The 26358-nt window shown below is 60.8% G+C and carries 27 protein-coding genes; 15 read left to right on the forward strand and 12 right to left on the reverse strand.

The genetic code is table 11. The features are described 5' to 3' along the window. Positions 1-69 precede the first annotated feature (69 nt). Positions 70-564, forward strand: coding sequence for a cytochrome b (locus AC13QE_RS12440; RefSeq protein WP_488483902.1), 495 nt, complete (start codon positions 70-72; stop codon positions 562-564). Positions 565-585: 21 nt separating this feature from the next. Here the strand turns inward: AC13QE_RS12440 and solA are convergent, their stop codons facing one another. From solA to AC13QE_RS12470, 6 genes are all read right to left on the reverse strand, one after another. Continuing rightward, positions 586-1734: an N-methyl-L-tryptophan oxidase gene (gene solA / locus AC13QE_RS12445; protein WP_488483903.1), complete on the reverse strand. Its 1149-nt coding sequence runs from the start codon at positions 1732-1734 to the stop codon at positions 586-588. A 1-nt stretch (position 1735) separates the two neighbouring features. Beyond that, a complete protein-coding gene (locus tag AC13QE_RS12450; RefSeq protein ID WP_488483904.1) occupies positions 1736-3241 on the reverse strand; it encodes an HAL/PAL/TAL family ammonia-lyase in 1506 nt (501 codons plus the stop codon). Next, entirely contained in the window at positions 3238-4014 is a 777-nt protein-coding gene (locus tag AC13QE_RS12455; RefSeq protein WP_092706976.1) for an ABC transporter ATP-binding protein, read from the reverse strand. Before AC13QE_RS12455 ends, AC13QE_RS12450 begins: the two co-directional genes overlap by 4 nt. A gap of 22 nt (positions 4015-4036) precedes the next feature. After that, positions 4037-4741 (reverse strand): ABC transporter permease, encoded by a 705-nt coding sequence (locus tag AC13QE_RS12460; RefSeq protein ID WP_183874013.1) that lies wholly within the window; start codon positions 4739-4741, stop codon positions 4037-4039. A gap of 10 nt (positions 4742-4751) precedes the next feature. Further along, the gene (locus AC13QE_RS12465) at positions 4752-5477 is read right to left on the reverse strand and encodes an ABC transporter permease subunit (RefSeq protein ID WP_132719363.1); all 726 of its coding nucleotides are present in this window, start codon (positions 5475-5477) and stop codon (positions 4752-4754) included. Positions 5478-5578: 101 nt separating this feature from the next. Continuing rightward, positions 5579-6418: a transporter substrate-binding domain-containing protein gene (locus AC13QE_RS12470; protein ID WP_183711550.1), complete on the reverse strand. Its 840-nt coding sequence runs from the start codon at positions 6416-6418 to the stop codon at positions 5579-5581. A 193-nt stretch (positions 6419-6611) separates the two neighbouring features. Between AC13QE_RS12470 and hutC the strand changes: the two genes are divergently transcribed. Beyond that, positions 6612-7367: a histidine utilization transcriptional repressor HutC gene (hutC, locus tag AC13QE_RS12475; protein WP_132719361.1), complete on the forward strand. Its 756-nt coding sequence runs from the start codon at positions 6612-6614 to the stop codon at positions 7365-7367. A gap of 174 nt (positions 7368-7541) precedes the next feature. Here the strand turns inward: hutC and AC13QE_RS12480 are convergent, their stop codons facing one another. After that, on the reverse strand, positions 7542-7979 hold the full coding sequence (locus AC13QE_RS12480) for an Lrp/AsnC family transcriptional regulator (protein WP_488483905.1): 438 nt from the start codon (positions 7977-7979) through the stop codon (positions 7542-7544). Between the two features lie 141 nt (positions 7980-8120). On the opposite strand from AC13QE_RS12480, the gene ocd reads away from it, so the two are divergent. Both ocd and AC13QE_RS12490 read left to right on the forward strand, forming a co-directional pair. Beyond that, entirely contained in the window at positions 8121-9170 is a 1050-nt protein-coding gene (ocd, locus tag AC13QE_RS12485) for an ornithine cyclodeaminase (protein ID WP_488483906.1), read from the forward strand. A gap of 321 nt (positions 9171-9491) precedes the next feature. Beyond that, complete coding sequence (locus AC13QE_RS12490; RefSeq protein ID WP_488483907.1) at positions 9492-11288, forward strand: PAS domain S-box protein; 1797 nt, start codon at positions 9492-9494, stop codon at positions 11286-11288. Positions 11289-11322: 34 nt separating this feature from the next. Here the strand turns inward: AC13QE_RS12490 and AC13QE_RS12495 are convergent, their stop codons facing one another. Beyond that, positions 11323-11787, reverse strand: a complete 465-nt coding sequence (locus AC13QE_RS12495; RefSeq protein WP_488483908.1) for an Lrp/AsnC family transcriptional regulator — start codon at positions 11785-11787, stop codon at positions 11323-11325. Between the two features lie 125 nt (positions 11788-11912). On the opposite strand from AC13QE_RS12495, the gene alr reads away from it, so the two are divergent. Together alr and AC13QE_RS12505 are read left to right on the forward strand one after the other, a co-directional pair. Then, positions 11913-13046 (forward strand): alanine racemase, encoded by a 1134-nt coding sequence (gene alr / locus AC13QE_RS12500; RefSeq protein WP_488483909.1) that lies wholly within the window; start codon positions 11913-11915, stop codon positions 13044-13046. A gap of 31 nt (positions 13047-13077) precedes the next feature. Beyond that, positions 13078-14328 (forward strand): D-amino acid dehydrogenase, encoded by a 1251-nt coding sequence (locus AC13QE_RS12505; protein ID WP_488483910.1) that lies wholly within the window; start codon positions 13078-13080, stop codon positions 14326-14328. 60 nt (positions 14329-14388) lie between these two features. On the opposite strand, the gene AC13QE_RS12510 is transcribed toward AC13QE_RS12505, so the two are convergent. Continuing rightward, positions 14389-15585, reverse strand: a complete 1197-nt coding sequence (locus tag AC13QE_RS12510; RefSeq protein WP_488483911.1) for an MFS transporter — start codon at positions 15583-15585, stop codon at positions 14389-14391. 119 nt (positions 15586-15704) lie between these two features. Between AC13QE_RS12510 and AC13QE_RS12515 the strand changes: the two genes are divergently transcribed. The 6 genes from AC13QE_RS12515 (at position 15705) to AC13QE_RS12540 (ending at position 20996) form a co-directional block, all read left to right on the forward strand. Beyond that, a complete protein-coding gene (locus tag AC13QE_RS12515; RefSeq protein ID WP_132719352.1) occupies positions 15705-16541 on the forward strand; it encodes an AraC family transcriptional regulator in 837 nt (278 codons plus the stop codon). 63 nt (positions 16542-16604) lie between these two features. Then, positions 16605-17381, forward strand: a complete 777-nt coding sequence (cobF, locus tag AC13QE_RS12520; RefSeq protein WP_488483912.1) for a precorrin-6A synthase (deacetylating) — start codon at positions 16605-16607, stop codon at positions 17379-17381. Positions 17382-17438: 57 nt separating this feature from the next. Next, positions 17439-18866 (forward strand): precorrin-3B synthase, encoded by a 1428-nt coding sequence (gene cobG / locus AC13QE_RS12525; protein WP_488483913.1) that lies wholly within the window; start codon positions 17439-17441, stop codon positions 18864-18866. Between the two features lie 2 nt (positions 18867-18868). Next, positions 18869-19501, forward strand: a complete 633-nt coding sequence (locus tag AC13QE_RS12530; RefSeq protein ID WP_488483914.1) for a precorrin-8X methylmutase — start codon at positions 18869-18871, stop codon at positions 19499-19501. Next, the gene (locus tag AC13QE_RS12535) at positions 19498-20235 is read left to right on the forward strand and encodes a precorrin-2 C(20)-methyltransferase (RefSeq protein ID WP_488483915.1); all 738 of its coding nucleotides are present in this window, start codon (positions 19498-19500) and stop codon (positions 20233-20235) included. The genes AC13QE_RS12530 and AC13QE_RS12535 overlap by 4 nt, the downstream gene beginning before the upstream one ends. After that, entirely contained in the window at positions 20232-20996 is a 765-nt protein-coding gene (locus AC13QE_RS12540; protein WP_488483916.1) for a precorrin-3B C(17)-methyltransferase, read from the forward strand. The genes AC13QE_RS12535 and AC13QE_RS12540 overlap by 4 nt, the downstream gene beginning before the upstream one ends. Here the strand turns inward: AC13QE_RS12540 and AC13QE_RS12545 are convergent. After that, entirely contained in the window at positions 20960-21730 is a 771-nt protein-coding gene (locus AC13QE_RS12545) for a cobalt-precorrin-6A reductase (RefSeq protein WP_488483917.1), read from the reverse strand. The genes AC13QE_RS12540 and AC13QE_RS12545 overlap by 37 nt on opposite strands. On the opposite strand from AC13QE_RS12545, the gene cbiE reads away from it, so the two are divergent. The 3 genes from cbiE to nikR all read left to right on the forward strand — a co-directional run bounded on the left by cbiE (position 21714) and on the right by nikR (position 24245). After that, positions 21714-22955 carry a precorrin-6y C5,15-methyltransferase (decarboxylating) subunit CbiE gene (gene cbiE / locus AC13QE_RS12550; protein WP_488483918.1) on the forward strand — a complete coding sequence of 414 codons (1242 nt, stop codon included), beginning with the start codon at positions 21714-21716 and terminating at the stop codon, positions 22953-22955. The genes AC13QE_RS12545 and cbiE overlap by 17 nt on opposite strands. A gap of 19 nt (positions 22956-22974) precedes the next feature. Beyond that, a complete protein-coding gene (gene cobM / locus AC13QE_RS12555) occupies positions 22975-23733 on the forward strand; it encodes a precorrin-4 C(11)-methyltransferase (protein WP_488483919.1) in 759 nt (252 codons plus the stop codon). Positions 23734-23807: 74 nt separating this feature from the next. Beyond that, positions 23808-24245: a nickel-responsive transcriptional regulator NikR gene (gene nikR, locus AC13QE_RS12560; protein ID WP_488483920.1), complete on the forward strand. Its 438-nt coding sequence runs from the start codon at positions 23808-23810 to the stop codon at positions 24243-24245. A 45-nt stretch (positions 24246-24290) separates the two neighbouring features. Here the strand turns inward: nikR and AC13QE_RS12565 are convergent, their stop codons facing one another. Further along, positions 24291-25103 (reverse strand): TIM barrel protein, encoded by an 813-nt coding sequence (locus AC13QE_RS12565; RefSeq protein WP_488483921.1) that lies wholly within the window; start codon positions 25101-25103, stop codon positions 24291-24293. Between the two features lie 160 nt (positions 25104-25263). Further along, positions 25264-26292 (reverse strand): LacI family DNA-binding transcriptional regulator, encoded by a 1029-nt coding sequence (locus AC13QE_RS12570; RefSeq protein WP_488483922.1) that lies wholly within the window; start codon positions 26290-26292, stop codon positions 25264-25266. Between the last annotated feature and the right edge of the window lie 66 nt (positions 26293-26358).

The raw sequence follows: 26358 nt of genomic DNA on the forward strand, positions 1-26358 counted from the left end.
GTCGGCACGTTCAGGTTCCCGTTAGAATCATGCCCTACCTTTAGAATAATTCCAATCTAAGGAGGCACGATGTCTGCAAGATCCGCCTATTCCATTCCGCAACGCGTCCTTCATTGGCTCATGGCGCTGCTGATCTTCTTCAATCTCTTGTTTCCGGATGGGATGAATGCATGGCGGCGTCTTATTCGCCACGGCCAGGTGCCGACGCCAGCCGACATCTCCAGCGCCAATATTCACGCCTATGCCGGCATTGCTGTCCTGTTGCTCGCCGTCCTGCGCCTTGCAGTCAGATTTTCGTCCGACGTTCCCGCTACGCCGGATGGCCAGCCTGCCTTCCTGCACTACCTCGCGCAGCTGACACATGTCCTGCTCTATGTGCTGATCTTTGCAATGCCGTTATCGGGTATGGCCGCCTACTATCTGGGAATCGATACGGCGGCATTCGTTCATGGCGGACCAATCAAGTCCCTGCTCTGGATCGTCGTCATCCTTCATATATTCGGCGCGCTCGTCCAGCATTTCTATTTCAGATCGGACGTGCTGCGCCGAATGACGATCGGTTGAATTGCCCGCGCGATTGGTGGCCTATGCTCCCAGACCGCGAAAATGCTTCTCGAAGGAAAACAGGGCGGTCGGCAATGTGCTTCCGCCTTCCAGCGCCAAATCCGCAAGGATTTCGCCGACGACGCTCGTAAACTTGAAGCCATGGCCGGAACAGGCCGACGAGACAACCACATTCGGCTGTCCAGGCACCCTATCGATGAGAAAATCCTCGCTCGGCAGCATCGTGTAGCGGCAGGTCGTTGCCCGCACACGAAACGACGCTGCCTCCGGCAAGCGCTTGCGGGCGAAGCTGTCGAGCAGATCGGTGTCGATATCATTGACCGGCGGATTGGGAAGGGTCGGGTCGATCGGCTCGTGGAAATGCGCATGGCGGCCGATTTTCACACCATCAACACCGATGGCCGGGAAACCGAAATAGGAACCTTCCGCTCCTTCATCGCGCAGGAAGCAGGGCATGCGCTGCGGTTCGGCAACGAAGCCATCCCTCGGCTGATACCAGGCAACCACCTGCCGGATAGGCTGGGCATGCGCCTTCAGCTGCGGCACAAGCTCGGCAATCCACGCGCCGGTTGCGACGATCACCTTGCGGGCGCGATATCGCCCGGTTGTGGAAATGACGGTCACGCCCGTATTGTCTGGCTCGATTGCGATGACGCGCTCTCCGAAATGCAGAACCGCACCATCCTCCGCCGCAAACTTCAAATAGCCCATGATCGCCGCTTCAGGCCTGACATAGCCGCCCTGAGGATCGAGCACGCCGACCTCCCCATCGCCCAGCGCGAAGGCCGGAAAGCGGCGTTTCATGGCGTCGCGATCGAGTATCTCATGCGGCAGGTCGTGCATGTCACAGGAAGCGCGCGTGCCGCTCACGATCTTACTGTCGGGCGTACCGATCTGCAGGACACCTGTCACCGTCAGGATTTCGGCTCGCAGCCTTGCCTCCAGCGAGCGCCAGTTTTGATAGGCACGCTTCAGCAAGGGAACATAGGACGGATCTTCGAAGTAGCCGAGGCGGATCAGGCGGCTGTCGCCATGCGAGGAGCTGAGCGCATGGGCGGGAAAATGCGCCTCGATCCCGACCGCCTTTGCACCGCGCGCCGCTGCGAAAGACAAGGCTGCACTTCCCATCGCGCCGAGGCCGACGACGGCAAGGTCGAATTCCGCAGTCATTTCATGCTCCAGTTTGGTTTTCCGCAGGCGGCGCGGTCTTGGCGATCATGGCCCGCAAGGCTTCCATATCCGCATTCAAGGGACGATCGTCGCCATAAACGGGCACGCATGAACGGACAGCCGCGTGAATACGCTCCGTTCCCGGCGCTCTGGCACCCTTCGAAACGAGGAAATCATGTGCCTGCGCCGCCGCCATCAGCTCGATGGCCAGGATATATTCGGCATTGTCGAGGATAGCGAGCAGCTTGTTGGCCGCCGCGGTCGGATGGGCCAGGAAATCTTCCTGCAGGCCGGAGGTCAGGCCGCCATCGAGCGATGCCGGTGCGGCGAGCCGCCGGTTGTCGTTGCTCAGCGCCGCGGCCGTGTATTGCGCGATCATGAAACCGGAATGGCTGCCGGCGTCGCTTGCAAGAAACGGCGGTAAGCCGCTGACCAGCGGATTGACAAGTCGATCCGTCCGCCGCTCGCTCATCGCGGCAATTTGGGCGATCGCAATCGCCAGACTATCGGCTGCCTGCCCAAGAGCGGGCGCCACAGCATGCGCCTCGGAAGAGACAACCGGCTGCTCCGGCGTGCCTGAAACAGCCGGATTATCCGTTACCGAGGCGAGTTCCTGATCGACGATATCAGCCGTCTGCTCGAAGACATCCCAGGCCGCGCCGTGGGCGTGGGGGACCGACCTCAGGCTCAGCGCATCCTGCGTCCGCCGGCCGAGGGCAGCCGCAACGAGACCGCTGCCATGCAGGCGGTTGCGCAAGCTGCGCCCGACCTTGGCGATGCCAGCCGATGGGCGCAGCGCCAGTACCTTCTCATCAAAAGCCGCCATCTGGCAGCCAGCGGCTTCCAAGGTCAGCGCGGCGATGGCATCGGCCCAATCGAGCAGGTGCTCGGCACGGGAGACGGCAAGCGCCGACAATCCCGTGGCGCAGGCCGTGCCATTGACGAGGCTTAAGCCCTCTTTGGCGCCAAGCACCAAGGGGTTCAGACCGATTGCCGCAAGCGCCTCGGCACCGCTCATCGACTTGCCCTTCACGACAGCCCTCCCCTCGCCGATCAGGACGAGTGCCGTATGGGCATTGTGCGTGAGATAGCCGGCTGAGCCTTTGGACGGGACTTCCGGAATGCAGTCATGTTCGAGAAACGCAGCCAGATGCCTGACGATCTCAGGCCGCACGCCGGAATGGCCGTGGGCGAAATTGGCGATCTGCGCTGATATGATCGAGCGCACCTCGCGCGCCGGCAAAAGCGGACCGACACCGCAGGCGTGGCTGAGGATAATGTTGCGCGACAGCCGGCTCTGTGAATCGCGATCAACCACCGTGTCGGAAAGCGCGCCGACGCCGGTATTGACGCCATAGGCGCGCACGCCCGTTTCAACGATACGCTCGACGATGCGGCTTGCCTGAGCAACGCGTTTCCAGGCAGCATCGGAGAGAGACAGGGGTTCACCGCCGCCGACGCGGGCGATGTCGCGCCAGGATAGCGGTCCATCGATGGTGACGGTCATTGTCCGTTTCCGAAATGACCGATGAACTGGCGGAAGGCCGGCGAGGCGCCGCCGCCGAACATCTCATCCGGCGTGCCGGTGCTTTCGACAAGCCCTTCCTTCATGAAGACGACGCGGTTGGAGACATTGCGAGCGAAGCTCATTTCGTGAGTGACAACCAGCATCGTCGTGCCTTCTTCAGCAAGCGAGCGCATGACGCGCAGCACTTCGCCGACAAGCTCGGGATCGAGCGCCGAGGTCGGCTCGTCGAACAGCATGAGCTTCGGTTTCATGGCAAGCGCGCGGGCAATCGCCGCGCGCTGCTGCTGGCCGCCGGAGAGATGCGCGGGATAGGCATGACGCTTGTCGGCAATGCCGACCTTCTCCAGCAGCACTTCGGCCTCGGCAATGCATTCAGCGCGAGGACGCTTCAGGACATGCACCGGCCCCTCGATGACATTCTGCAGGATCGTCATGTGGGACCAGAGATTGAAGCTCTGGAAGACCATGCCGAGTTCGGAGCGGATATGATCCACCTGCTTATGGCTCGCTGGGTAGCTCTTGCCATTCTTGTGGATCATGCGGATCTGCTCGCCATCCACCCAGATCTCGCCATCCGTGGCGATTTCGAGGAGGTTGATGCAGCGAAGGAAAGTCGATTTGCCCGAGCCGGAAGCGCCGAGCAGCGAAATCACATCGCCATCCTGAGCATCGAGGGAAATGCCTCGCAAGACTTCATGAGTACCGAAGCTCTTGCGGATGTTGCGGACGGAAAGTCGGGTGACACCTGGCATGATTTGCCTGCTCCAGTAAGCTTTAGGCCTTCAGCGCCGGCGGTATCGCGCGGCGATGGCGGGACAGAGAATATTCCAGCAAGGCCATAGCCTGCAGAATGATGAAATTCAGCACGAGGTAGATGATCGCCGCACAGATAAAGACTTCCATCGTGCGATAGGTCTGCGAAATCAGCCGCTGGGCAACGCCTGTGACCTCCCAGACCGTGACGAGGCTCGCGAGCGCCGTCGACTTCATCATCAGCACGATCTCGGTCGAATAGGCCGGCAGCGCATGCCTAAAGGCGATCGGCGCGATGATGCGGCGCACGAGCAGGAAGCCGGACATTCCGATCGAACGCGCGGCTTCGATCTCCTTCGGCGAAACGGCACGGATGCCGCCGCGAAAGATCTCGGCCGAATAGCCGGCAGTGCAAAGCGCCAGCGACAGGATCGCGCAAACGACGGGCTCGCGCAGGAACGGCCAGAGGAACGAATAGCGGATGATCGAGAATTGCGCCAAGCCATAGAAGACCAGGAACATCTGGATCAGCAGCGGCGAGCCGCGAAACACGAAAATATAGCCCTTGGCAAAGCCGGACAGGATCGGATTGCCGCTGACGCGCATGGCGACGATGACAAGCGCGAGAAGGCCGCCACAGAGGATCGACAGGGAGAAGAGCAGCAGCGTCATCGGCACCGCCTTCAGCAGCGTGACCATCGTGCTCGAAAGAAAACCGAAATCCATGCCGTCCTCCTCAAGCCTGGCCAATCGTCGCAGCCGGCATGCTGCGATTGGCGTGACGTTCGGCCTTGTTGAAGATGCGGTCCGACAGGCTGGTCAGGACCAGATAGAGAATGCCGCCGGCGATGAAGAAGAGGAAATATTGACGGGTAGAGCCGGCTGCGACCTGGCTGGTGCGCATCAGCTCCGCAAGGCCGGTCACCGAAATCAAAGCGGAGTCCTTGAGGCTGAGCTGCCACACATTGCCGAGCCCGGGAATGGCAAAGCGGAAGACCTGCGGAATGATGATGCGGCGCAGGCGCAGACCGCGATGCATGCCTATAGCAGACGCGGCCTCAAGCTCGCCCTTGGAAATGGCAAGATAGGCGCCGCGGAAAACCTCGGCCTGATAGGCGCCGGAAATGATGCCGACGGCAAGAGCACCCGCGGCAAAGGATGGCAAGCCGAGAAAGCCATCATAGCCGAGCCATTTGCCGATCGACGTTACCGCCGACGAGCCGCCGAAATAGATCAGATAGATGATCAGAAGCTCGGGAACGCCGCGAAAGACTGTCGTGTAGATATTGCCGAGCGTCTTTAGCACCAGGCTTCCGGAAAGTTTCGCGAACGCTATGACCGCGCCCAGAACGGCGCCGATGGCCAAGGCGGTTGCCGTGACGGCAAGCGTCATCAAGGCGGCAACAAGCAGCAGCGCGCCCCACCCGTTCGAGCCGAAGCCCAGCAATTGCAAGCTTGCCATAGATCCAATCCCCGTCCGTGGCAGTTTCAGGCGTCAGGATATCATATGGTCTCCGGCCGCAAAGCCGGAGACCGATGAAAACGACCCAAAGGCCGCGCTCATCAATTCGGGCTGACGTCGACCTTGAACCACTTCATCGACAGGGTCTTGATGGTACCGTCGGCAAGCGCAGACTTGATCGCCTCATTGAACTTGTCGCGCAGATCGGTATCGGCCTGGCGGATGCCGAGGCCTTCGCCTTCGCCCCAGATGGAGCCGGCGATTTCCGGGCCGGTGAAGGCGAGCGAATCATTGGCGCTGGCAAAGGCGTTCGCGAAGTAGACGGCGTCATCGAAGCCGAGATCGATACGGCCGTTCTGCAGATCGAGATCGCGGTCGGCGCCGGTCTTGTATTCGCGGATCGTAGCGATCGAGCCGAAATTGTCATAGACGAACTTGGCATAAACGGTTGCAGCCTGGATGCCGATCGTCTTGCCCTTGAAGGCTTCCTTCAACACGTCGATTTCTTTGACGCCGGTCTGGCCGGGAGTCATCTTGATCGTGGTGCCGGTGCCGGCGGCATTCGCAAGCGGGCTGTCCTTCGCGGTCGCAAAGGCGGCGGGCGTAGCAGCGTAAGGGATGGTGAAGCCGATGACCTGCTTGCGCTCGTCAGTGATCGACAGCGCATCCATGATCACGTCGAACTTGCCGGCGTTCAGCGCCGGGATCATGCCGTCCCAGTCGGAAGCGACGAGCTTGCAATCGATCTTGGCGCGTTCGCACAGAACCTTGGCAAGCTCCGGCTCGAACCCGCCGAGCGTGCCGTCGGCGTTCGTCATGTTCCACGGCGCGTAGGCACCTTCCAGGGTGATCGTTGCCGTCTTCCAGTCCTTGGCGAATGCAGGCGCGGCGAAAGCGGCGGCAGCTACGACGCCTGACAAGAGAATTGCACTGAATTTCATCGTATTGAGCTCCTCTGAGGTTGAAACAGGCTTTGCAGCACTTCCTACCGATCTTCGCCGGCTTGCCCGCTTTCCCAATTAATTTTTAGGATTGATTGCGAGGTTGTATAGGGTACCATATGAGATAATTTATGATATGCAAGTGGGAAAGTTGTTTTCGAGGCAGATTCACGCGATGCAAAGGGAATAGGCAATGAAGCGTTCCGGCGAGATGAAACGCGAACTGGCGGAAAATGATACCGCACCTCTCTATGCCGGCGTCAAGCAGATGATACTCGACCGCATTCATAGCGGTGAGTGGCCGCCGAAATATCGCGTTCCCTCCGAAAACGAATTGGTGGTCGAGCTTGGCGTCAGCAAGATGACGGCCAATCGTGCGCTGCGGGAACTGGCCAATGAAGGCGAACTCGTCCGCATCCAGGGCGTCGGCTCCTTCGTCGCCGAGCGCAAGGGAGCATCGGCACTGTTCGAGGTCCGCAACATCGCCGAGGAAATCGCCGAACGCGGCCACTCTCATCAGGCAACCGTGATCGTGCTGGCCCAGGAGGCCGCCTCGCCTGACGTAGCCGATGCGCTGGAACTCGGCATCGGATCGCCGGTTTTCCATTCGCTGATCGTGCATAGCGAGAACGGAGTGCCGGTCCAGATCGAGGACCGGCATGTCCATCCAGAGGCCGCGCCCGATTACCTGCAACAGGATTTTACCGACATGACACCGAATGCCTACCTTTCGGCCGTTGCCCCGCTCAGCGGCTCAGAACATGTCGTCGAAGCCGTCATGCCGCAAGCCTGGGAATGCAAGCTGCTGACGATCCTGAAGACCGAACCCTGCCTGACGATCTGGAGGCGCACATGGTCCGCGCGCGGCATAGTGTCCACGGCGCGGCTGGTTTATCCGGGACATCGCTATCGGCTGGAGAGCCAAAGCGGCAAACCATCCGAGCGTTAGTTGTATATGGAACATGGACATTCACGGACTCTGAAATAGCGCTGAAGGGTGTACGAGGTTCGCTAAGTCCCGATGGTGTCCGGCAAATTACGATGCCTGGAATAAGCACTCCACAAATGAGGTTACCTAGACCGTCCCCCCCCCCCCGCGATCAGTGGCTTTGAACGCGAGCTATCATAGACTGCTCAGCAACAGGCTGGTCTCGCTGTTCGCAACACCATCGATCATCCGCACCTCGCGCAAAACCCGGTCGAAGTCGGACAGGCTGGTCACTCGGATATTGGCAACCAGATCCCAATTGCCGTTCGTCGTATGCAGCGAATAAATTTCGGGAAGGCCGCGCAGCTTGCGGATGACCTGCGTCGTCGATTTCCCCACGACTTCGATCATCATGACGGCATGCACGGTCTGCTCCTCATAGTCTTCCCGGACCCTTACGGTGAAGCCGAGCAGCGTGCCGGTCTCTATCAGCCGGTCCAGCCTGTTCTGCACCGTGCCACGCGCGACGCCCAAAACATCAGATAGTTTGGAGAGCGAAGCCCGCCCGTCGGCACGCAGATGAGCGATGATACGCCGGTCGAGATCATCGGGAATATACTTAGCAAGCGTCATCGCAGATCCTGATCTTGTCTAATCTGTCAAAAATCCTGGGCAATTTGTATAAACTCATACCAGAACTGACACAGTTTTGCGATTTCAGTCAATCGATCCGCTTGGTACCCTAGGGAAATGATTTTCATCGAGGATACGAGAATGTCCGCCCCGCTCCCATCGGAAAAAGCTTTCATTCCCTTCGTCAGCGTCGAGAACATGATGCGGCTCGTCCATCACATCGGCATCGAAACCGTGCTCATCGAACTCACGGACGCTATCGAAGCGGATTTCCGCCGCTGGGACCTTTTCGACAAGACGCCCCGCGTCGCTTCCCATTCCCATGACGGCGTCATCGAATTGATGCCCACCTCGGATGGCGCCGTCTACAGCTTCAAATATGTCAACGGCCATCCGAAGAACATGGCGCAGGGACTGCAGACGGTGACCGCCTTCGGCCTGCTTGCAGAAGTCTCGACCGGATATCCGGTGCTTCTGACGGAAATGACGCTGCTGACGGCGCTGCGCACCGCTGCCACCTCGGCGATGGCGGCCAAACATCTGGCGCCGGCCAATTCGCGCCGTCTCACCCTGATTGGCAATGGCGCACAGGCGGAATTCCAGGCGCTGGCAATGAAGGCGGTCCTCGGCATCGAGGAAGTTCGCCTCTACGACATTGACCCGAGAGCAACCGAAAAGACCGCCCGCAATCTCGCCAGAACAGGCCTGCGTCTGGTGCCCTGCACCTCGGCTCAGGCTGCCATCGAAGGCGCCGATATCATCACGACGTGCACGGCCGACAAGCAATTCGCGACCATTCTGACAGACAACATGGTCGGCGCCGGCGTCCACATCAATGCCATCGGTGGTGATTGCCCCGGCAAGACAGAGCTCCACCGCGACATCCTGCTGCGCTCCGACACTTTTGTCGAATATCCGCCGCAGACCCGCATCGAGGGCGAAATCCAGCAGATGGGCGCGGACTATCCGGTCACCGAACTCTGGCAGGTCGTCAGCGGCCGGGCACCGGGCCGTAGCAGTGACAGGCAGATCACGCTCTTCGATAGCGTCGGCTTCGCGATCGAGGATTTTTCCGCTCTGCGCTATGTCCGCGAAAAGCTGGCCGGCACGGACTATTTCCAAAAGCTCGATATCATCGCCGATCCAGACGATCCGCGCGACCTCTTCGGCATGCTGCTGCGGGCAGCCTGACACAACTCCCAGAAAGAGCGCGAAAATGATCCGATCTCCCGAATTTCTGGTAGCCAACTCGAAGCGAGCGTCAAATTGGCGCCTAGCCAAGACGGGAGCTTATGGCGCTCCCTTTGAATACCCCAGATATTCGTAGCGGACATTCACTTATCTCACTTAAAATACATCGAAATCAGCAGTTTTCTCCCTGCACTTTTTGAGGGAGAATATGCTATGAATTCGCAAGCATCGGGGAGACCCGGAAGTTCTTGCGAACTGCAGTCGCTAACGAGAGGATGCATTCTGAACATCGTGCCCGAACTGGCTAGACAAACGAACGAAATGGCTGACCTTATCTCCGGCTTCGATTGGGCAGCCACTAGTCTTGGGCCTAGGTCGGAATGGCCCGCATGCCTTACAGCTGCTGTCGATATCATGCTCCCCGCCCAAGCTCAGATCGTTATGTTCTGGGGCGAGGACTTTATTGCACTTTACAATGACGCCTATGCGCCGACGATAGGCGACAAACATCCTCGCGCACTCGGCCGGCCTGCGCGAGAAAACTGGGCCGAACTCTGGAGCGACCTCGAACCGCTTCTTCGCTCCGTTCTTCATGATGGCATGGCAGTCGTCGCCAAGGACCGGCCCTTCTACATCGAGCGCTACGGATATCCCGAAACGGTTTATTTCGACATTTCCTATTCGCCCGTCCGTGATGCGGACGGCCGGGCGCTCGGTGTCTTCTGCATCGTCAACGAAACGACGGAACGAGTTCGTACCGAGCAGGCGGCGCGTGAAAGTGAAGAGCTGTTTCGCGCCGTCATCTCGCAATCGACGACAGGGTTTGCCCAGTGCGAACTCGATGGCCGTTTCGTCCGGGTGAATGAGCGTTTCTGCAAGATTGTCGGCTATTCCGAAAGCGAGCTCCTCGGCCTGCGGACGTACGACATTACCTATCCGGACGATTTAGATGAGAATAAGCGCCTGTTCGAGGCAATGATGACGACCGGCGAAAGCTTCGAGCTCGAAAAGCGCTATGTTCGCAAGGATGGTAGCCTCGTCTGGGTTGCAAACTCCGTTTCCGGTTTGAAGGACAGCTCGGGACGCATCCAGCGAACCGCCGCGATCGTCACCGATATCAGTGAACGCAAGCGTGCACAGGAGGTAGAACGGCAGCTGGCAGCTATTGTCGCCTCATCGGACGACGCCATCCTCAGCATCGATCTCAACATGATCATCACAAGCTGGAATAGCGGTGCGGAAAGGCTTTATGGACAATCGGCCGAAGAGGCCATCGGTCAGTCCGTGATGATGCTCGTTCCGGAAGACCGCAGTGACGAAGAGCCGGCGATTCTGGCGCGGATCCGTTCGGGCCAAAAAGTAGAGCCTTACGAAACCAAGCGACGCAACAAGAACGGCGAGCTTGTCGATGTTCTCCTTAGCGTTTCCCCGATCTATGACGTCTATGGCAGGATCGTGGGGGCGTCGAAGACTGCTCATGACATCAGCGCCAAGAAGGAGGCCGAGCGCCTGCAGACCGTGCTGGTGGGCGAACTTAATCATCGTGTCAAGAATGTGCTTGCGACCGTCATGGCCATTGCACGCCAGACATTGGGAAGAGATGACGTCGACAAGACATCCGTCGAGACCTTCGAGGCAAGGCTCTCCTCAATGGCGCGCGCTCACGATTTGCTGATCCATGGCAAATGGGAGCAGGCCGAATTGACTGAAATCATAGCCCAGGCATTGTCGCCCTATCCGAAAGACCGGTTCGAAATCTCCGGCCCTGCCATCCAGCTTGCGCCGCGGGCCGTTGTTTCCATATCGCTCGCGCTGCATGAGCTTGCGACGAATGCCGCCAAATACGGTGCGCTTTCAGTGGCGGATGGCCGCGTTGCGATCACCTGGTCCGTGGAAACGGGTGAGACCGACCGGCTCAAGCTGCGTTGGCAGGAATCAGGAGGGCCAATCGTAAAGCCTCCGACCCGCAAGGGCTTCGGCTCCCGCTTGATCGAAAGCCTGCTGGCAGCTGAATTGAGCGGCAAGGTCCAAGTCCGTTACGAGCCGAGCGGCTTGATCTGCGAGGTAGATGCCGCCGCAGGCATCGGCTGGGATCAAGCCCACGACACGGCGGAGTAACGCCGCGCCCGGTGCCGAAGCAGTTTCGGTCGATTCAACGCAGCCCCTTCGGCCGCGTCGCAAGCACGTTGCGGATCGAGAAGCTCGAATGGATTCGCAGCACTCCCGGCATGGTCGACAGAATATCCTTATGGATACGTTCGAAGTCGCCAGGATTGGCGACCTCGACACGCAGCAGATAGTCGGAGCCGCCCGTCATCAAAAAGCATTCCTTGATCTCGGGATGTTTGCGCACCGCCGCCTCGAAGCGATCGAGATGCTCTTCCGTCTGCCGCTCGAGCGTGATGTTGATGATAACGGCGATCGATGCCTCCGCCTGGGAGGTGTCCACCAGCGCCGTATAACCGCGGATTACCCCCGCCTGCTCCATCAATTTGATGCGCCGCAGGCAGGCCGATGGCGATAGTCCCACCTCACTTGCCAGCTTGGCGTTGCTGACGCGGGCATCGAGCCGAAGCACACGGAGAATATTGCGATCGATAGCGTCGAGAGCAGCCATGTGGATTCTTTCAAAAATTCGCAGATCGTTTCAATATTGATGCAACTACACAATTATCAATCACTATTTGATAGGCAATTTCACGATCCTTTCAATAATCTGCCTTGAAAGAAGCGAGGGCGGACATGGACGGCGGTATTGTGGATTCTCGGACGCCAAAGTTGGCGATGGATAGTGGAGCATGTGGCTATCTGACGATCGATCTGGCCGCGCTATGCCGGAATTACGACAAGTTATCCACCATCGTCGCGCCGGCGAAAACAGCTGCCGTCGTCAAGGCCGATTCCTATGGACTCGGTGCCAATCAAGTCTCGAAAGCGCTCTATGGACGCGGGTGCCGGCATTTCTTCGTAGCCCATTTCATCGAGGCATTGCGGCTGCGGCCGCAACTCTCTGGCGATGCGACGATTTTTGTACTGAACGGCCTGTTGCCCGGCAACGAGGCTACCTGCGCCGATGGCGGCATCGTGCCTGTCATCAATTCGCTCGATCAGTTGCGGCAGTGGTCCGACACTGCGCGATCCCTGCAGCGCCGGCTGACGGCAGTTCTGCAATTCGATACCGGCATGTCGCGCCTTGGCATTCCGCCGGAAGATCGTGGCGCGGTCGCGGCGCACCTGCAGTCATCCGACGACATCGATATCCTGTTCATCATGAGCCATCTCGCCTCCGCAGATGAGGCCGACAGCGAACAAAATGCCGATCAGCTCGCCGAAATGCGTCGCGTTGCAGCGGAATTCGCGCAATATCAGGTCTCCTTCGCAAATTCCGGCGGCATCTTCCTCGGCGGAGATTTTCACGGCGTGTTAGCGCGCCCGGGGATTGCCCTTTATGGAGGCGCTCCGACCGGTGGCGTTGCAAACCCCATGGAGGCCGTCGTTCGGCTCGATGTCGCAGTCGTACAGACGCGAACCGTTCCGGAGGGCGCGCGGGTCGGCTATGGCGGGGTGCATGTGACGAAGGGCCGGACCCGGCTCGCGACGATCGCCGCCGGCTATGCCGATGGCTTGCCGCGCAGCCTCAGCGATCGAGGCGCGGTCTATTACAACGGCGTCCGCCTGCCGATCGTCGGCCGCGTCTCGATGGACAGCGCGACAATCGATATCAGCGCCTTACCTGAAGGCGCGCTCTCCTTCGGTAGCATGGTGGAAGTTCTTGGAGATCATCAGACCGTGGATGATCTTGCGCGCGACGCCGGCTTGATTTCCTACGAAATCCTGACCAGTCTCGGCCATCGCTTCCACCGTCAATATCGCTGACCTTCCCATCTCTCAAGTCTCTGAGGACATCATGAAAGTCGTCGTTCTGGGTGCCGGCATCATCGGCGTGACGTCAGCCTATCAGCTTGCCAAGGCGGGCCACGAAGTCACGGTCATCGACCGGCAGCAGGGACCGGCGCTGGAGACGAGCTTTGCCAATGCCGGCGAAGTCTCTTTCGGCTACTGCTCGCCCTGGGCGGCCCCCGGCATTCCGATGAAGGCGATCAAGTGGCTGTTCATGCACCATGCGCCCCTCATCCTGCGCCCGAAGGTCGATGGCGCCATGCTCTCGTGGCTCGTCAAGATGCTGTCGAACTGCACGTCGGAACGCTACGCGATCAACAAGAGCCGCATGCTGCGCCTTGCCGATTATAGCCGCATTTCGCTCGCTGAGCTTCGTGAAGAGACGGGTATTGCCTATGACGAACGCACGCAGGGCACGCTGCAGCTTTTCCGCACGCAAGCGCAGCTCGATGCATCGGCCAAGGACGTCAAGGCCCTGGCAGCCGACGGCATCCCCTATGAGGTGCTCGATCCCGATGGCTGCGTCAGCGTCGAACCGGCGCTTAGGCACGTTCGCGGCAAGATCGTCGGTGGCCTGCTGACGCCGAAGGACGAGACCGGCGACTGCTTTAAATTCACCAATGCGCTTGCGGCGAAGGCAAGCGAGCTCGGCGTGAAGTTCCAATACGGCACGACGATCAAGGGGCTCGACGTCGAAGGCAGCCAGGTACGTGGCGTGATGACGAATCTTGGACGCGTGGATGCCGATGCGATCGTTGTCGCGCTCGGCAGCTATTCGCCGCTTTTGCTGAAGCCGCTCGGCATCAGCCTGTCCGTCTATCCGGTCAAGGGTTACTCGCTGACGATCCCGATCACCGATGCCTCGCGCGCACCGGAATCGACCGTCATGGACGAAACCTACAAGATCGCCATCACCCGGCTTGGCGATCGCATCCGCGTCGGCGGCATGGCCGAGATTTCCGGCTATACCAACGATCTCGGGCTTGCCCGACGCCGGACGCTCGAGCATTCCGTCACCGATCTCTTCCCCGGCGGCGATGTCGCAAAGGCATCCTTCTGGTCGGGCCTGCGACCGATGACGCCGGATGGGACTCCGGTCATCGGACCGACGAAGATCAAGGGGCTTTACCTCAATACCGGCCACGGCACGCTTGGATGGACCATGAGTTCGGGCTCGGCGCGCGTCATCAGCGATCTCGTCAGTGGCCGCAAGCCTGATATCGACGCCACCGATCTCGCCATCAGCCGCTACGCCTGACAAGCGGCTTGCGCATAAGTGCTCCAGAAAAGAGGCGGGCTGCTTGCCCGCCGATTTCGATCAATGCCGTGGAATTCGTGGCAGGAAGATCGTGAATAATCCCAACAACGGCAGATACGAGCAGAGCGTATAGACGAAGGGGATGCCATGGGTGTCGGCAAAATCTCCGAGAGCCGCAGCCCCCAATCCACCCGCGCCGAAGGCGAAGCCGAAGAAGATGCCGCCGATCAGTCCGACGCGGCCGGGGATCAGCTCCTGCGCAAAGACCACAATCGCCGGGAAGGCTGAGGCAAGCACGAGGCCGATGACGACAGTCAGGACGCAGGTCCAGAATAGATTCGCATAGGGCATCAAAAGCGCAAACGGGATGACGCCGAGGATCGAGAACCAGATCACGAAACGCGCGCCAAAGCGGTCGCCCACCGGACCGCCCATGATCGTGCCGACGGCGACCGAACCGAGAAAGAGGAACAGCATCAGCTGCGCGTCGCGGACATCGAGATGAAACTTGTCGATGACGTAGAAGGTGAAATAGCTGGATATGCTCGCCATGTAGACATTCTTTGTGGCGGTCAGCAGGATGAGGATGGCAAGCGCCCACATCGCCTTGCTGCGTGCGATCGGCAAGGCCCGGCTCGGTGCGGGACGGGCCGACTGCTGGCGGCGGTGGTTGATGAACCAGTTGCCGACCCAGCTCAGAACGATGAATCCGATCACCGCGAGCATCGAAAGCCAGGCCACGCTCTTCTGGCCGTTCTGCAGGACGAAGAAAGCGGCAATCAGCGGCCCGATTGCCGAACCGGCATTGCCGCCGAGCTGGAATAGCGACTGCGCCAGACCATGGCGTCCCCCCGACGCCAGCCGGGCGACACGCGAAGCCTCCGGATGGAAGACGGCCGAACCGAAGCCGATCAGGCTTGCAGCGATCAGGAGAACGCCGAAACTGCCGGCATAGCCAAGCAGCAGCAAGCCTGCAAAGGTGCTTACCATGCCCACAGGCAGCGAATAGGGCATCGGCCATTTGTCAGTGACGATACCGACCACCGGCTGCAGCAGCGATGCGGTGATCTGAAACATCATCGTCAGCAGGCCGATCTGCACGAAATCGAGCGCATAATTCTCTCTGAACATCGGGTAGAGCGATGTCAAAAGCGACTGCATCGTGTCGTTCAGCAGATGGCACGTGCTGACGGCCATGACGACCGACATCGTCGTCTTTTGATATCGGGCCTGCGTGCCCAAGACTTCCGCAACCATCGGGGTAATCCTTCCTGTGCCGGCAGATTTGCCAAGCATATGACTTGATCCGCCTTTAGCACGGCTTGCGTGTGTCCTTCTTTCGTGTTCTGGTCCAATAGTTTCTCGATTGGGCCAAAATGGAAAAGCTTTCGAAACAGTTGCTGGCAACCCTCGCCGACGATCATGTGCAGAACATGCGCTGGATGGAGGATTCGCCCGCGGATATCCTCGTCCATAGCGCCGAGCCGCCGCAGGGCTATACCGTTCCGTGGCACCGCCACCGCCGCACGCAACTGCTGTGCATCTTCGCCGGCGTCGCGCTCATCATGACGGCGCGCGGCCGCTGGATGGTGCCGCCCGGTCATGCCCTTTTCATTCCCGTCGGGCTGGAACATTCGATCGAGATCCTGAGCGATGTCAGCATGAAATCCGTCTACGTGACGCCGCGCAGCCAGCCGCCGAAGGACGAGGCCCCGCGCGTCGTCGAAGTGACTGACCTCGCTCGCAGCCTGCTATTGGAGGCCATTCGGCTGCGGGAGGCGCCGGTCACTCATCGAAAGGCAAGGCTGGTCCTGTCTCTTCTCGTCGAAGAAATCGCGACGCTGCCGGAACGGCCCCTCGGTCTCCCCTTCCCGTCCGACCGTCGGATGGCCGCGCTCTGCCGCGACTATCTGTCCACTCCATCGCCCAACGCTAGATTGGACGATTGGGCGGAGAAGCTTTCAGTAAGCCGTCGCACCTTCACCCGACAGTTCCGCAAGGAAACCGGCATCAGCTTCACCACATGGCGGCAGCAGGCGAGCGTCTTTGCCTGCCTGCCGCAGCTCGCCGAGGGTCAGCCCGTCACCAATGTCGCGCTCGAAGCGGGCTACGAGAGCGTGGCCGCCTTCACCACCATGTTCCGCCGCATGCTAGGCACCTCGCCGCGCAGCTATATGGCCAGCCGCTGGACCTTCGAGCGGCAATCGGCTTGAACGTCTGCTCTTGAAATGGTCGAGCGCTTCCGGCAAACAGCGCTGAAGAGCGAGGGCGAGCACATGCGGCATATCCACATCGTCGGTATCGGCACGGGAAATCCCGAACATCTGACCGTGCAGGCGATCAACGCACTGAACGCGGCCGATGTCATTTTCATTCCCAGCAAGGGCGCGGCCAAGACGGAACTTGCCGATGTCAGGCGCGAGATCTGCCAGCGCTATGTCACCAATCCGGCCACGCGTTTCGTTGGTTATGACGTGCCCTCGCGCCAGACAGCGGACCGCAGCTATGTGCAGAGTGTCGACGAATGGCATGACGCAATTTCCGCGACTTATGAGCGGTTGTTTCTGGAACATCTGACGGAAAGCCAGAGCGCTGCCTTTCTCGTCTGGGGCGATCCGGGCCTTTACGACAGCACGTTGCGCATTCTCGAGCGTGTCGTCGCTCGCGGTAAGATCGCTCTCGACTATAGCGTTGTTCCCGGCATCACCAGCATCCAGGCGCTGACGGCAAGCCATCGCATCCCACTTAACCTCGTCGGCAAGCCGGTGCAGATCACCACCGGTCGGCGGCTGGCCGAGAGCTTTCCCGGAATTGCCGAAACGGCCGTCGTCATGCTCGACGGCGACCAGGCCTTCAGCAAGATAGATGATCCCGATGCCTATATCTATTGGGGAGCCTATCTCGGCACTCGGGATGAGATCACGATCGCCGGCAGGCTGGCTGACGTTTCCGAGCGCATTCTCGCGACCCGCGCCGAAGCCCGCGCCAGGCACGGATGGATCATGGATATCTACCTCATGCGCAAGGGGCAGGATTTCGACGATCTCGAATAAGCGCCGAATACCAAATCGTTTGCCCGCCGATCCGGTTTGTGCAAGGAAATGTCCCTTATGAAGGGCAGTTTTATGGATGCGGCCGACACGCAGACAATGGAGGACCAGGCGTGCTTCTCTGAGAGGGGAGCCGCCGAGGATGGCGTTGCGTCGCCCCTGCCCTCCATGGTTCGCGGTGCCTGCCCCTCCTTGAGCGCGCCGATGCAGACGGGCGACGGTTTGCTCGTACGCCTGCGGCCATCAACGCCGGGCCTCACCGTCGCTCAACTTCGCTCCTTGGCCGAGGCTACAGAAAAGCATGGCAACGGTCTGATCGAGATCACCGCGCGAGGCAATTTTCAGCTGCGCGGTATAACACCGCAAAGCATGCCGGGACTGGCCGCCGATATCGACCGCGCCGGCATCGTGCCGGAGAGCGGCGTTGCGATCGAAGTCCCGCCGCTCAGCGATGTCGATCCGTCGGAGATCGCCGATGCGCGTGGGCTCGCTCAACGGCTGCGAAACGCCATCCATTCCCTATATCCCAAGCCGGCGCTCGCTGCCAAGCTCGCTATCATCGTCGACGGCGGCGGCCGGGTGATCCTCGATGAAATTTCGGCGGATATTCGTTTGAAGGCGATTAACGCCATAGATGACAGGCAACTGTGGGAGCTTGCGATTGCCGGAACACAGGCGGCGGCCACGCCGCTTGCCAACTTGACCGACGAACAAGCGATTCCTGGCGTCATCACCTTGGTCAAAGCATTGACTGCAGTCGGTCCTCGCGCTCGCGGCCGCGATCTGGACATTGCCTCTCTGCAAGCGCAACTTCCGGCCGTTCCCCGTTTCTCACCCGTCGAAAGCGCTACCCCGGCCTCTCCTGTCGGCCTCATCCCGCTCGGCAAGCAGCATGCGGCCCTCGGCCTGCGACCGGCCTTCGGTCGGATCCACGCCCAAGATCTCATTCGCTTTCTCGACACGGCTGAGGTTGCGGGAGTGCATGATATTCGGACGGGCCCGGCGCACAGCCTGCTATTGCTCGGGCTTCCTCGCGATCGCATTGAAGACATCCTAGCCACGGCAGCTGAATGCGGCTTTCAAACACGCGCCGACGATCCGGCCAATTATGCAATCCCGTGTTCCGGTGCCGGAGCATGCGCCTCTGCGCATTATTCAACGAGGCAGGCGGCCGCCGATCTCATCAACTTAGGCCCCGAACTGCTAGACGGCTCGCTCAAGGTACATCTGTCCGGCTGCACGAAAGGCTGCGCCCATCCCTCACCGACAATGCTGACCATTGTCGGTGCTGCAACGGGCTATGCTATTGTCGTAAATGGGTCATCATCATCAGAGCCGGTGGCTTACATCCACAAGGAAGACCTGAAATCGGCGCTGGCTGCGCTCGGGAAACTGGTACGGAACAACAAAGCTGCTGGCGAATCGGCACAGCAGTGTCTTAAACGGCTCGGCTGGGACGCAATCGCGACGGCTTTACGACAGGGATAGAAATGCCTGACTATGACTATATCCGCGAGGGGGATGCGATCTATGAACGCTCCTTCGCGATCATCCGCAGCGAAGCCGATCTCCAGCGTTTTCCCGAAGCCGAGGCCGATGTCGCCGTCCGCATGATCCATGCCTGCGGATTGGTGGAAGCAGCAGAGCATTTTTTCTTCTCCCCCGATTTTGTCGCATCCGCCCGCAAGGCGCTGACTGACGGTGCGCCGATCTTCTGCGATGCCGAAATGGTCGCCCGTGGCGTGACCCGCGCCCGCCTGCCCGCCGCCAACGAAGTGATCTGCACCTTGCAGGATCCGCGCACGGTGGAGATCGCAAAGACCATCGGCAATACGCGCTCGGCTGCCGCCATGCATCTTTGGACCGACCGCCTTGCCGGCTCGGTCGTTGCCATCGGCAACGCGCCGACCGCCCTCTTCCATCTTCTCGAAATGCTGCGTGACGGCGCGCCGAAGCCGGCCGCCATCATCGGCATGCCCGTCGGTTTCGTGGGTGCGGCGGAATCGAAGGATGCGCTCGCCGAAAACTCCTATGGCGTTCCCTTTGCCATCGTGCGCGGCCGGCTGGGCGGCAGTGCGATGACGGCAGCCGCCCTCAACGCGCTTGCGAGGCCAGGCCTATGAGCGCGCCGTCAATTGGAAGCCTGATCGGTGTCGGCACCGGCCCCGGTGATCCGGAATTGCTGACAGTCAAGGCCGTCAAGGCCCTGGAGCGCGCCGACGTGGTTGCCTATTTTGCCAAACAGGGCAGAGGCGGCAACGGCAAGGCTATCGTCAGCGGCCTCCTGAAAACCGACGTGACGCTGCTGCCGCTCTACTATCCCGTCACGACCGAGATCGACAAGGACGCGCCTGACTACATCGATCAGATCACCGCCTTTTACGACGTCTCGGCCGAGATGGTGGCGGCGCATCTTCGCGAAGGAAAGACGGTTGCCATACTCAGCGAAGGCGATCCGCTGTTTTATGGCTCCTACATGCACCTGCATGTGCGCCTTGCCGATCGCTTCCCCACAGAGGTCATTCCCGGTGTGACGGCCATGTCCGGCTGCTGGTCGCTCGCCGGCTTGCCGATGGTGCAGGGAGACGACGTTCTCTCCGTGCTGCCGGGAACGATGGCGGAGGCTGAGCTTACTCGCCGCCTGGGCGATACGCAGGCGGCCGTCATCATGAAAGTCGGCCGCAACCTGCCAAAAATCCGCCGCGCGCTCGATGCCGCCGGCCGGCTGGAAGAGGCGATCTATGTCGAGCGCGGCACGATGGCGAACGGCGCCATGACGCCACTTGCCAGCCGCGACGATGCCGAGGCACCGTATTTCTCCCTGGTTCTCGTGCCCGGCTGGGAAAGCAGACCATGAGCGGGCGTCTTTATGTCATCGGCACCGGCCCCGGCAAGCCTGAGCAGACGACGCCGGAGGCGCTGGCCGCTGTCGCGGATTCCCATGAATTTTACGGCTACGGTCCTTATCTTGACCGCCTGACGCTGCGCGACGACCAGATCCGTCAGGCATCGGACAATCGCGAGGAATTGGATCGCGCCAAGGTGGCGCTGCAGCGGGCCTCAGCCGGCATCAATGTCTGCGTCGTGTCCGGCGGCGATCCCGGCGTGTTTGCCATGGCGGCCGCCGTTTGCGAGGCGATCGATCACGGTCCGGCAGAATGGCGGACAGTAGACCTTATCGTCGTGCCCGGCATCACCGCCATGCTTGCCGTGGCGGCGCGCATCGGTGCGCCTCTTGGGCACGATTTTTGCGCCACCTCGCTATCGGACAATCTGAAACCCTGGCCGCTGATCGAGAGTCGTCTCCGCGCCGTCGCCGAAGCGGGCTTCGTGATCGCGCTCTACAATCCGATCAGCAAGGCTCGACCCTGGCAGCTCGGCAAGGCCTTCGAAATCCTGCGCGCCGTACTGCCCGGCGAAACACCTGTCATCTTCGGCCGGGCCGCCGGTCGTCCTGACGAGCGCATTATGGTGGCTCGGCTCGCAGATGCGGAGGCGTCACAAGCGGATATGGCGACCTGCGTCATCATCGGCTCGGCCGAAACGCGCATCATCGCCCGCGAAGGCCGTCCGGATCTGGTCTATACGCCGCGTTTCATCGGAGAAGAGGCGAAATGATCGATCCAACCGAGCGCAGCCTCCACCGTTTCGACCACCGGCAGACCGGCGGCCTCAGCGCGTTCGACCATGATCACCTTGATGCCAAGGTGCCTTGCAGCCTCGATCTTCCCATAGGTCGCGTCGCCACCACTGTTTTTGGCGACGACCACCTCGATCTGATACTGTCGCAGCATGTCAAGTTCGTCGGCCAGGCGAAACGGACCCCGGCTATGGATGTAGCCGACATGCGGCACCTCCAGCGGCGGCTCGACGGGATCGACGCTGCGGACCCAATAATGGTGCTGCGGCGCGGCGTTCGCCTGGTGCGCCTCCTGCCGACCGGTCGCAAGGAAAACGCGCAAGGGCGCATCGCCGAGGGCGGCGATAGCCTGCGAGACGCTGTGCACGGAAAGCCAATCATCGCCTTCGACCGGCACCCACGCCGGACGGCGCAGCGCGAAAGCGGACACATGGCATTCAGCAGCCGCCGCTGCGGCATTGGCCGAGATGCGGGCTGCGAAGGGATGCGTGGCATCGATCAACAGGTCGATCTCCTCGTCACTGATATAACGGGCAAGCCCCTCTGCGCCGCCGAAACCGCCGCTGCGCACCGGAACGGGCTGCGGCGCCGGATCGGTGGTTCTGCCGGCAAGCGACAGGATGATCTCAAGATCCGCTCGCGAGGCAAGAGCCGTCGCCAGCGCACGGGCTTCCGTGGTGCCGCCGAGGATCAGAATGCGGGCCTTGCCCATGGCTGAGACACCTTCAATTCAACGCTGGCTCATTCTTATCGGCATCGGCGAAGACGGTCCAGCCGGTCTCGGCGACGAAGCCAAGCGGCTGGTCGCCTCATCGCCGGTCGTCTTCGGCGGGACGCGCCATATCGAGTTGATGAGCTCGCTCATATCAGGCGAAACGCAAACATGGCTTTCGCCATTCGAAAAATCCGTCGAGGCGGTGCGTGCCCGGCGCGGCAAGCCGACGGTGGTTCTCGCATCAGGTGATCCCTTTTTCTACGGCGTCGGCGCGACACTTTCGCGGAGCATTCCGGCCGCTGAAATGACTGTTATCCCGGCGCCCTCCTCCTTCAGCCTCGCCGCTGCGCGCCTCGGCTGGCCTTTGCAGGAGACGACGGTTCTCTCGCTGCACGGGCGGCCGATCGATCTGATCCGGCCGCATCTGCATGCTGGCCGCAAAATCCTGGTGCTGACGTCCGACGGCAAAGGCCCTGCCGAATTGGCGGCCCTGCTGCAAAGCTCCGGCTTCGGCCCATCTGAGCTTACGGTTCTGGAAGCGCTGGGCGGCCCGCATGAAAAGACCTCTCGCCAGAGTGCGGCCGATTTTTCCCTATCCGGCATCAACGATCTGAACATCTGCGGCGTCGAGGTCAAGGCGGACGCGGGCGCGCGCATTTTACCGCTGAGTGCGGGTCTCCCCGACGAGCTTTTCGAACATGACGGCCAGATCACCAAGCGGGAGATTCGCGCGATGACGCTATCGGCGCTCGCCCCGCGCCATGGCGAACTGCTCTGGGATATCGGCGCCGGCTCCGGTTCGATCGGCATCGAATGGATGCTGGCCGATCCCTCGCTGCGCGCCATTGCCATCGAAGCATCGCCCGAGCGTGCGGCGCGTATCCGCCGTAATGCCGGCAATTTCGGCGTACCTGGCCTGGTGATTGTCGAAGGCGAGGCACCGGCTGCTCTTTCTGACCTCGCCGCGCCCGATGCGATCTTCATTGGCGGCGGCGGCAGCGATGCCGACGTGCTGGAGGCCGCCATCAATGGATTAAAAAGCGGCGGCAGGCTGGTCGCCAATGCCGTGACGACGGAAATGGAAGCGCTTTTGCTGGCCGAGCAGGCACGCCGCGGCGGCTCCCTGATCCGCATCGATATTGCGCGCGCCGCCCCCGTCGGCCGCATGACCGGCTGGCGGCCGGCCATGCCGGTGACGCAATGGTCTTGGACCAAGCCATAGTGATGAATGAGGTAGAGCGATGACAGTGCATTTCATTGGCGCAGGCCCAGGGGCCGCCGACCTGATTACGGTGCGCGGCCGCGACCTGATCGGCAAGTGCCCGGTCTGCCTCTATGCCGGCTCGATCGTTTCGCCGGAACTGCTGCAATATTGCCCGCCCAGAGCTCGCATTATCGATACGGCGCCCATGTCGCTTGACGAGATCGAGGCGGAATATCTGAAAGCGGCTAAAGCTGGGGAGGATGTTGCGCGTCTGCATTCCGGCGACCTCTCGGTCTGGAGCGCGGTCGCTGAACAGATCCGCAGGCTAGAACAGCATGGCATCGACTATACGATGACCCCAGGCGTTCCCGCTTTCGCAGCCGCTGCTTCGGCGCTCGGACGCGAGCTGACCATCCCGGCGGTAGCTCAAAGTCTCGTCCTGACCCGCGTGTCCGGTCGTGCCTCGCCGATGCCGAACAACGAGACGCTGGCAAAATTCGGCGCGACCGGCGCCACGCTCGCGATCCATCTGGCAATCCATGCGCTCAAAGAAGTCGTCGAAGATCTGATGCCGCTATACGGGCCCGATTGCCCGGTTGCGATCGTCGTCAAGGCGTCCTGGCCCGATGAGCGGATCATTCGGGGTACGCTTGCCACGATCGAAGCGCAGGTGGCCGCCGATCCGATCGAGCGCACGGCCCTGATCTTTGTCGGTCAGTCACTTGGCGCCAGCGATTTCCGCGAAAGCTCGCTCTACGACCCGACCTATCAGCGCCGTTTTCGCGGCCGGCAATAGCGCGGCACCGTTGCAAATCTCTCCGAAATTTCCTCTAGTCGGGGCCGACAAACCGTGGGGAACAGGATCGGGACATGCAGCGGATTACCATTACCATCGATGACGATCTTCTGGAGACGATTGACCAGATCAGCGCACAGCGCGGCTATGCCAGCCGTTCGGAAACCTTGCGCGATCTCGTTCGCGACGCCGTTACGCGCGCGCAGCCGACCGTGGATGGCGACGCCAGATGCTACGCCGCCCTCGCCTATGTCTATGAACATGAAACCCGCGACCTATCGCGCCGGCTGACGACGGCGCAACACCATCACCACGATCTCTCAGTCTCGACGCTTCACGTTCACATCGATGGGCACGATTGCCTCGAAGTCTCCGTGCTGAAGGGCAAGACGGATGACATCAGGGCATTTGCCGACAGCGTGGTGACACAGCGCGGCGTGCGCTTCGGAAACCTGCACATCATCCCATCGGACGACGGCGCGAAGCACTCCGAGACGCATTCACATGACTGAGCGGGCGCATGATTGCACGGGCACACGAGTTGCCGGGCTACTCGGTCAAAGCCGACCGGCGATATAAGCCATGCTTTCCTTGAGAGCCGTAACCGGCTCCTTCAGGGCATGCACCGCCGGGGCAAAAGGTTCGAAAGACACCGGTCCGGCATAGCCAGCAGAGAGTAGTGCCCGGAGCTGACCGACATTATCGAGACGATCCTCCGCATCGACAAGAACACGATGCGGATCGCGCATGTCCGCAACGGAAACATCGGGATCGCTGACGCCGGAAATATGCACGAGACCCGTCAGTTCGGGGAAGGTTGCCGCCTCACCTGCGAGGTGATGGTGGAAAGTATCGTGCACGAGGAGGAAGGTGGATCTCGCACCAAGTTCCTCGATCGCCGCTGCCGCTTCGCTCTTCAGGCGCAGCGAGCAGATCTCGAAGCCGAGCGGCTCTACCAGGCCGATGATGCCGGCCGCTTCCAGCATCGGCTTCAGGGCCGACAGCGCCTTGCGGAGATTAGCATGCCGCGCCTCCGGCTCGCGGCCGCTGCCGTCGTTGACCGGAACGAGGACGAGCGCCCCGGCGCCGCAATCGCGCGCGTAATCGATCAGCGCCGCTGCCTCCCGGGCACGCTCGTCGTTCCACTCATTGAAACGCTGCAGAGCGTTGATCGAGATGATCGTCAGCCCATGCCGCGCCGCGAGCTCCTTGACGGCCGCTGCCGGCGTACCATCCAGGATCGCGTTCCCGGCAAGGTCATTGCGGATCTCGACGCTATCGATGCCGAGCTCTTTTGCGGCGGCAAAGAACGATTCGAGCCTCAATGACGGCGCACACATATGATTGAGCGCGAAACGAATGGAACTCATGATGGGCACTCCTCCTCAAGGCGTCCGGCAGCAAGAGATATTCCAGATCCGCTGCGCCTGCTTTGCGAAGAACTAGCGACATTCCTGTCCTTCTTCCATCGGCATCAGCCATCATTCCTGATAGAATTCTTGAGATAATGATAGAATTACATCATACTTGTCAGATGTTTTCCGAGAGGAAGATTTCAAACGGCAGGAAGCTCTGCCCGGGAACGGCAGCGTCATCGCTCTCGACGGACTTGATCATCAGGCTCATCAGTTCCTTGCAAAGCGCCGGCAGCGGCGTGCCGATCGCCATGGCTACGACATCGTCGGCAAGCGCTGCCCTCGATTCCGGCGTCAACTCGTTGACGACGGCGATCAGCTTGCCGGATAAACGCTCCTCGCGAATGGCGGAAATTGCTCCCTCCATGCCGCCACCGCAGACATAGAAGCCGATGAGTTCGGGATGCTTCTGCAGGAGATCGAGCGTCGCCTCATGGGTAATCTCGGGCGTGTCGAGATTGATGAGCGTATCCAGCACCTCGAATTCCGGGGCATTTTCGCGGAAATAGGAGCGAAAGCCGATTTCGCGCAGCTCATGGCCGAGGAAGCGGTGGCTGCCGACAAAACAGGCGACCTTTCCCGGACGCCGTGCGGAGCGTGCGATGATCCAGGCGGCCGTGCGCCCGACCTTGCGGTTGTCGACACCGATATAGCCCTGGCGCGCCGTGGTGGAGAAATCTGACAGGAGCGAAAAGACCGGGATGCCCTTTTCCTTCAGCTCCTCGATCGCAGCCGTGACCGCCGGATAGTCCGGTGCGACAAGCGCGACCGCCTGGCTGCGTGCGGCCACCGTCTTCAGCTTCTCGACGATCGCCGTCGGGGTCGAGGCTGCGACGAAGTCGATCTGGGCATTGATGCGCGCCGTCGTGACCGCCTGCGCCGCCGCCGCAATCTCCCTGGCAAAGGCCTGGTAGAAAGCTTGAACCGGTTTCTGCAAGACGAAGCCCAACCGATATTGCGGCAAGTCCTCGAAGACGCGCTGACGCAGGAGGCCCACGGCATGATAGCCGATTTCCTGCGCCGCCTCATAGACGCGGCGTGCCGTTTCTTCCCGTACGCGATGGCGCCCATTCAGCACACGATCGATCGTTGCGACGCTGACGCCGGACGCCTTGGCAAGATCCGCTATGGTGGGGCGACGCATGGCTACTCCTGAGATATGTCATCATTCATGACGTCAGAGTTTGATATGTTTTGATAGATTCCATCA

The organism is Martinezella sp. CNPSo 3957 (genome assembly GCF_057784395.1).

Bases quoted from the DNA above. Each gene is read 5' to 3' on its own strand.
- AC13QE_RS12470 (WP_183711550.1), bottom strand. From the start codon at position 6,418: ATGAAATTCAGTGCAATTCTCTTGTCAGGCGTCGTAGCTGCCGCCGCT.
- cobF (WP_488483912.1), top strand. From the start codon at position 16,605: ATGCGGCATATCCACATCGTCGGTATCGGCACGGGAAATCCCGAACAT.
- AC13QE_RS12545 (WP_488483917.1), bottom strand. From the start codon at position 21,730: ATGGGCAAGGCCCGCATTCTGATCCTCGGCGGCACCACGGAAGCCCGT.
- AC13QE_RS12565 (WP_488483921.1), bottom strand. From the start codon at position 25,103: ATGAGTTCCATTCGTTTCGCGCTCAATCATATGTGTGCGCCGTCATTG.
- AC13QE_RS12505 (WP_488483910.1), top strand. From the start codon at position 13,078: ATGAAAGTCGTCGTTCTGGGTGCCGGCATCATCGGCGTGACGTCAGCC.
- AC13QE_RS12570 (WP_488483922.1), bottom strand. From the start codon at position 26,292: ATGCGTCGCCCCACCATAGCGGATCTTGCCAAGGCGTCCGGCGTCAGC.
- alr (WP_488483909.1), top strand. From the start codon at position 11,913: ATGGACGGCGGTATTGTGGATTCTCGGACGCCAAAGTTGGCGATGGAT.
- hutC (WP_132719361.1), top strand. From the start codon at position 6,612: ATGAAGCGTTCCGGCGAGATGAAACGCGAACTGGCGGAAAATGATACC.
- AC13QE_RS12460 (WP_183874013.1), bottom strand. From the start codon at position 4,741: ATGGATTTCGGTTTTCTTTCGAGCACGATGGTCACGCTGCTGAAGGCG.
- cobM (WP_488483919.1), top strand. From the start codon at position 22,975: ATGACAGTGCATTTCATTGGCGCAGGCCCAGGGGCCGCCGACCTGATT.
- AC13QE_RS12510 (WP_488483911.1), bottom strand. From the start codon at position 15,585: ATGGTTGCGGAAGTCTTGGGCACGCAGGCCCGATATCAAAAGACGACG.
- nikR (WP_488483920.1), top strand. From the start codon at position 23,808: ATGCAGCGGATTACCATTACCATCGATGACGATCTTCTGGAGACGATT.
- AC13QE_RS12450 (WP_488483904.1), bottom strand. From the start codon at position 3,241: ATGACCGTCACCATCGATGGACCGCTATCCTGGCGCGACATCGCCCGC.
- AC13QE_RS12465 (WP_132719363.1), bottom strand. From the start codon at position 5,477: ATGGCAAGCTTGCAATTGCTGGGCTTCGGCTCGAACGGGTGGGGCGCG.
- AC13QE_RS12530 (WP_488483914.1), top strand. From the start codon at position 18,869: ATGCCTGACTATGACTATATCCGCGAGGGGGATGCGATCTATGAACGC.
- AC13QE_RS12440 (WP_488483902.1), top strand. From the start codon at position 70: ATGTCTGCAAGATCCGCCTATTCCATTCCGCAACGCGTCCTTCATTGG.
- solA (WP_488483903.1), bottom strand. From the start codon at position 1,734: ATGACTGCGGAATTCGACCTTGCCGTCGTCGGCCTCGGCGCGATGGGA.
- ocd (WP_488483906.1), top strand. From the start codon at position 8,121: ATGTCCGCCCCGCTCCCATCGGAAAAAGCTTTCATTCCCTTCGTCAGC.
- AC13QE_RS12455 (WP_092706976.1), bottom strand. From the start codon at position 4,014: ATGCCAGGTGTCACCCGACTTTCCGTCCGCAACATCCGCAAGAGCTTC.
- AC13QE_RS12515 (WP_132719352.1), top strand. From the start codon at position 15,705: ATGGAAAAGCTTTCGAAACAGTTGCTGGCAACCCTCGCCGACGATCAT.
- AC13QE_RS12490 (WP_488483907.1), top strand. From the start codon at position 9,492: ATGGCTGACCTTATCTCCGGCTTCGATTGGGCAGCCACTAGTCTTGGG.
- cbiE (WP_488483918.1), top strand. From the start codon at position 21,714: ATGCGGGCCTTGCCCATGGCTGAGACACCTTCAATTCAACGCTGGCTC.
- AC13QE_RS12535 (WP_488483915.1), top strand. From the start codon at position 19,498: ATGAGCGCGCCGTCAATTGGAAGCCTGATCGGTGTCGGCACCGGCCCC.
- AC13QE_RS12480 (WP_488483905.1), bottom strand. From the start codon at position 7,979: ATGACGCTTGCTAAGTATATTCCCGATGATCTCGACCGGCGTATCATC.
- cobG (WP_488483913.1), top strand. From the start codon at position 17,439: ATGAAGGGCAGTTTTATGGATGCGGCCGACACGCAGACAATGGAGGAC.
- AC13QE_RS12540 (WP_488483916.1), top strand. From the start codon at position 20,232: ATGAGCGGGCGTCTTTATGTCATCGGCACCGGCCCCGGCAAGCCTGAG.
- AC13QE_RS12495 (WP_488483908.1), bottom strand. From the start codon at position 11,787: ATGGCTGCTCTCGACGCTATCGATCGCAATATTCTCCGTGTGCTTCGG.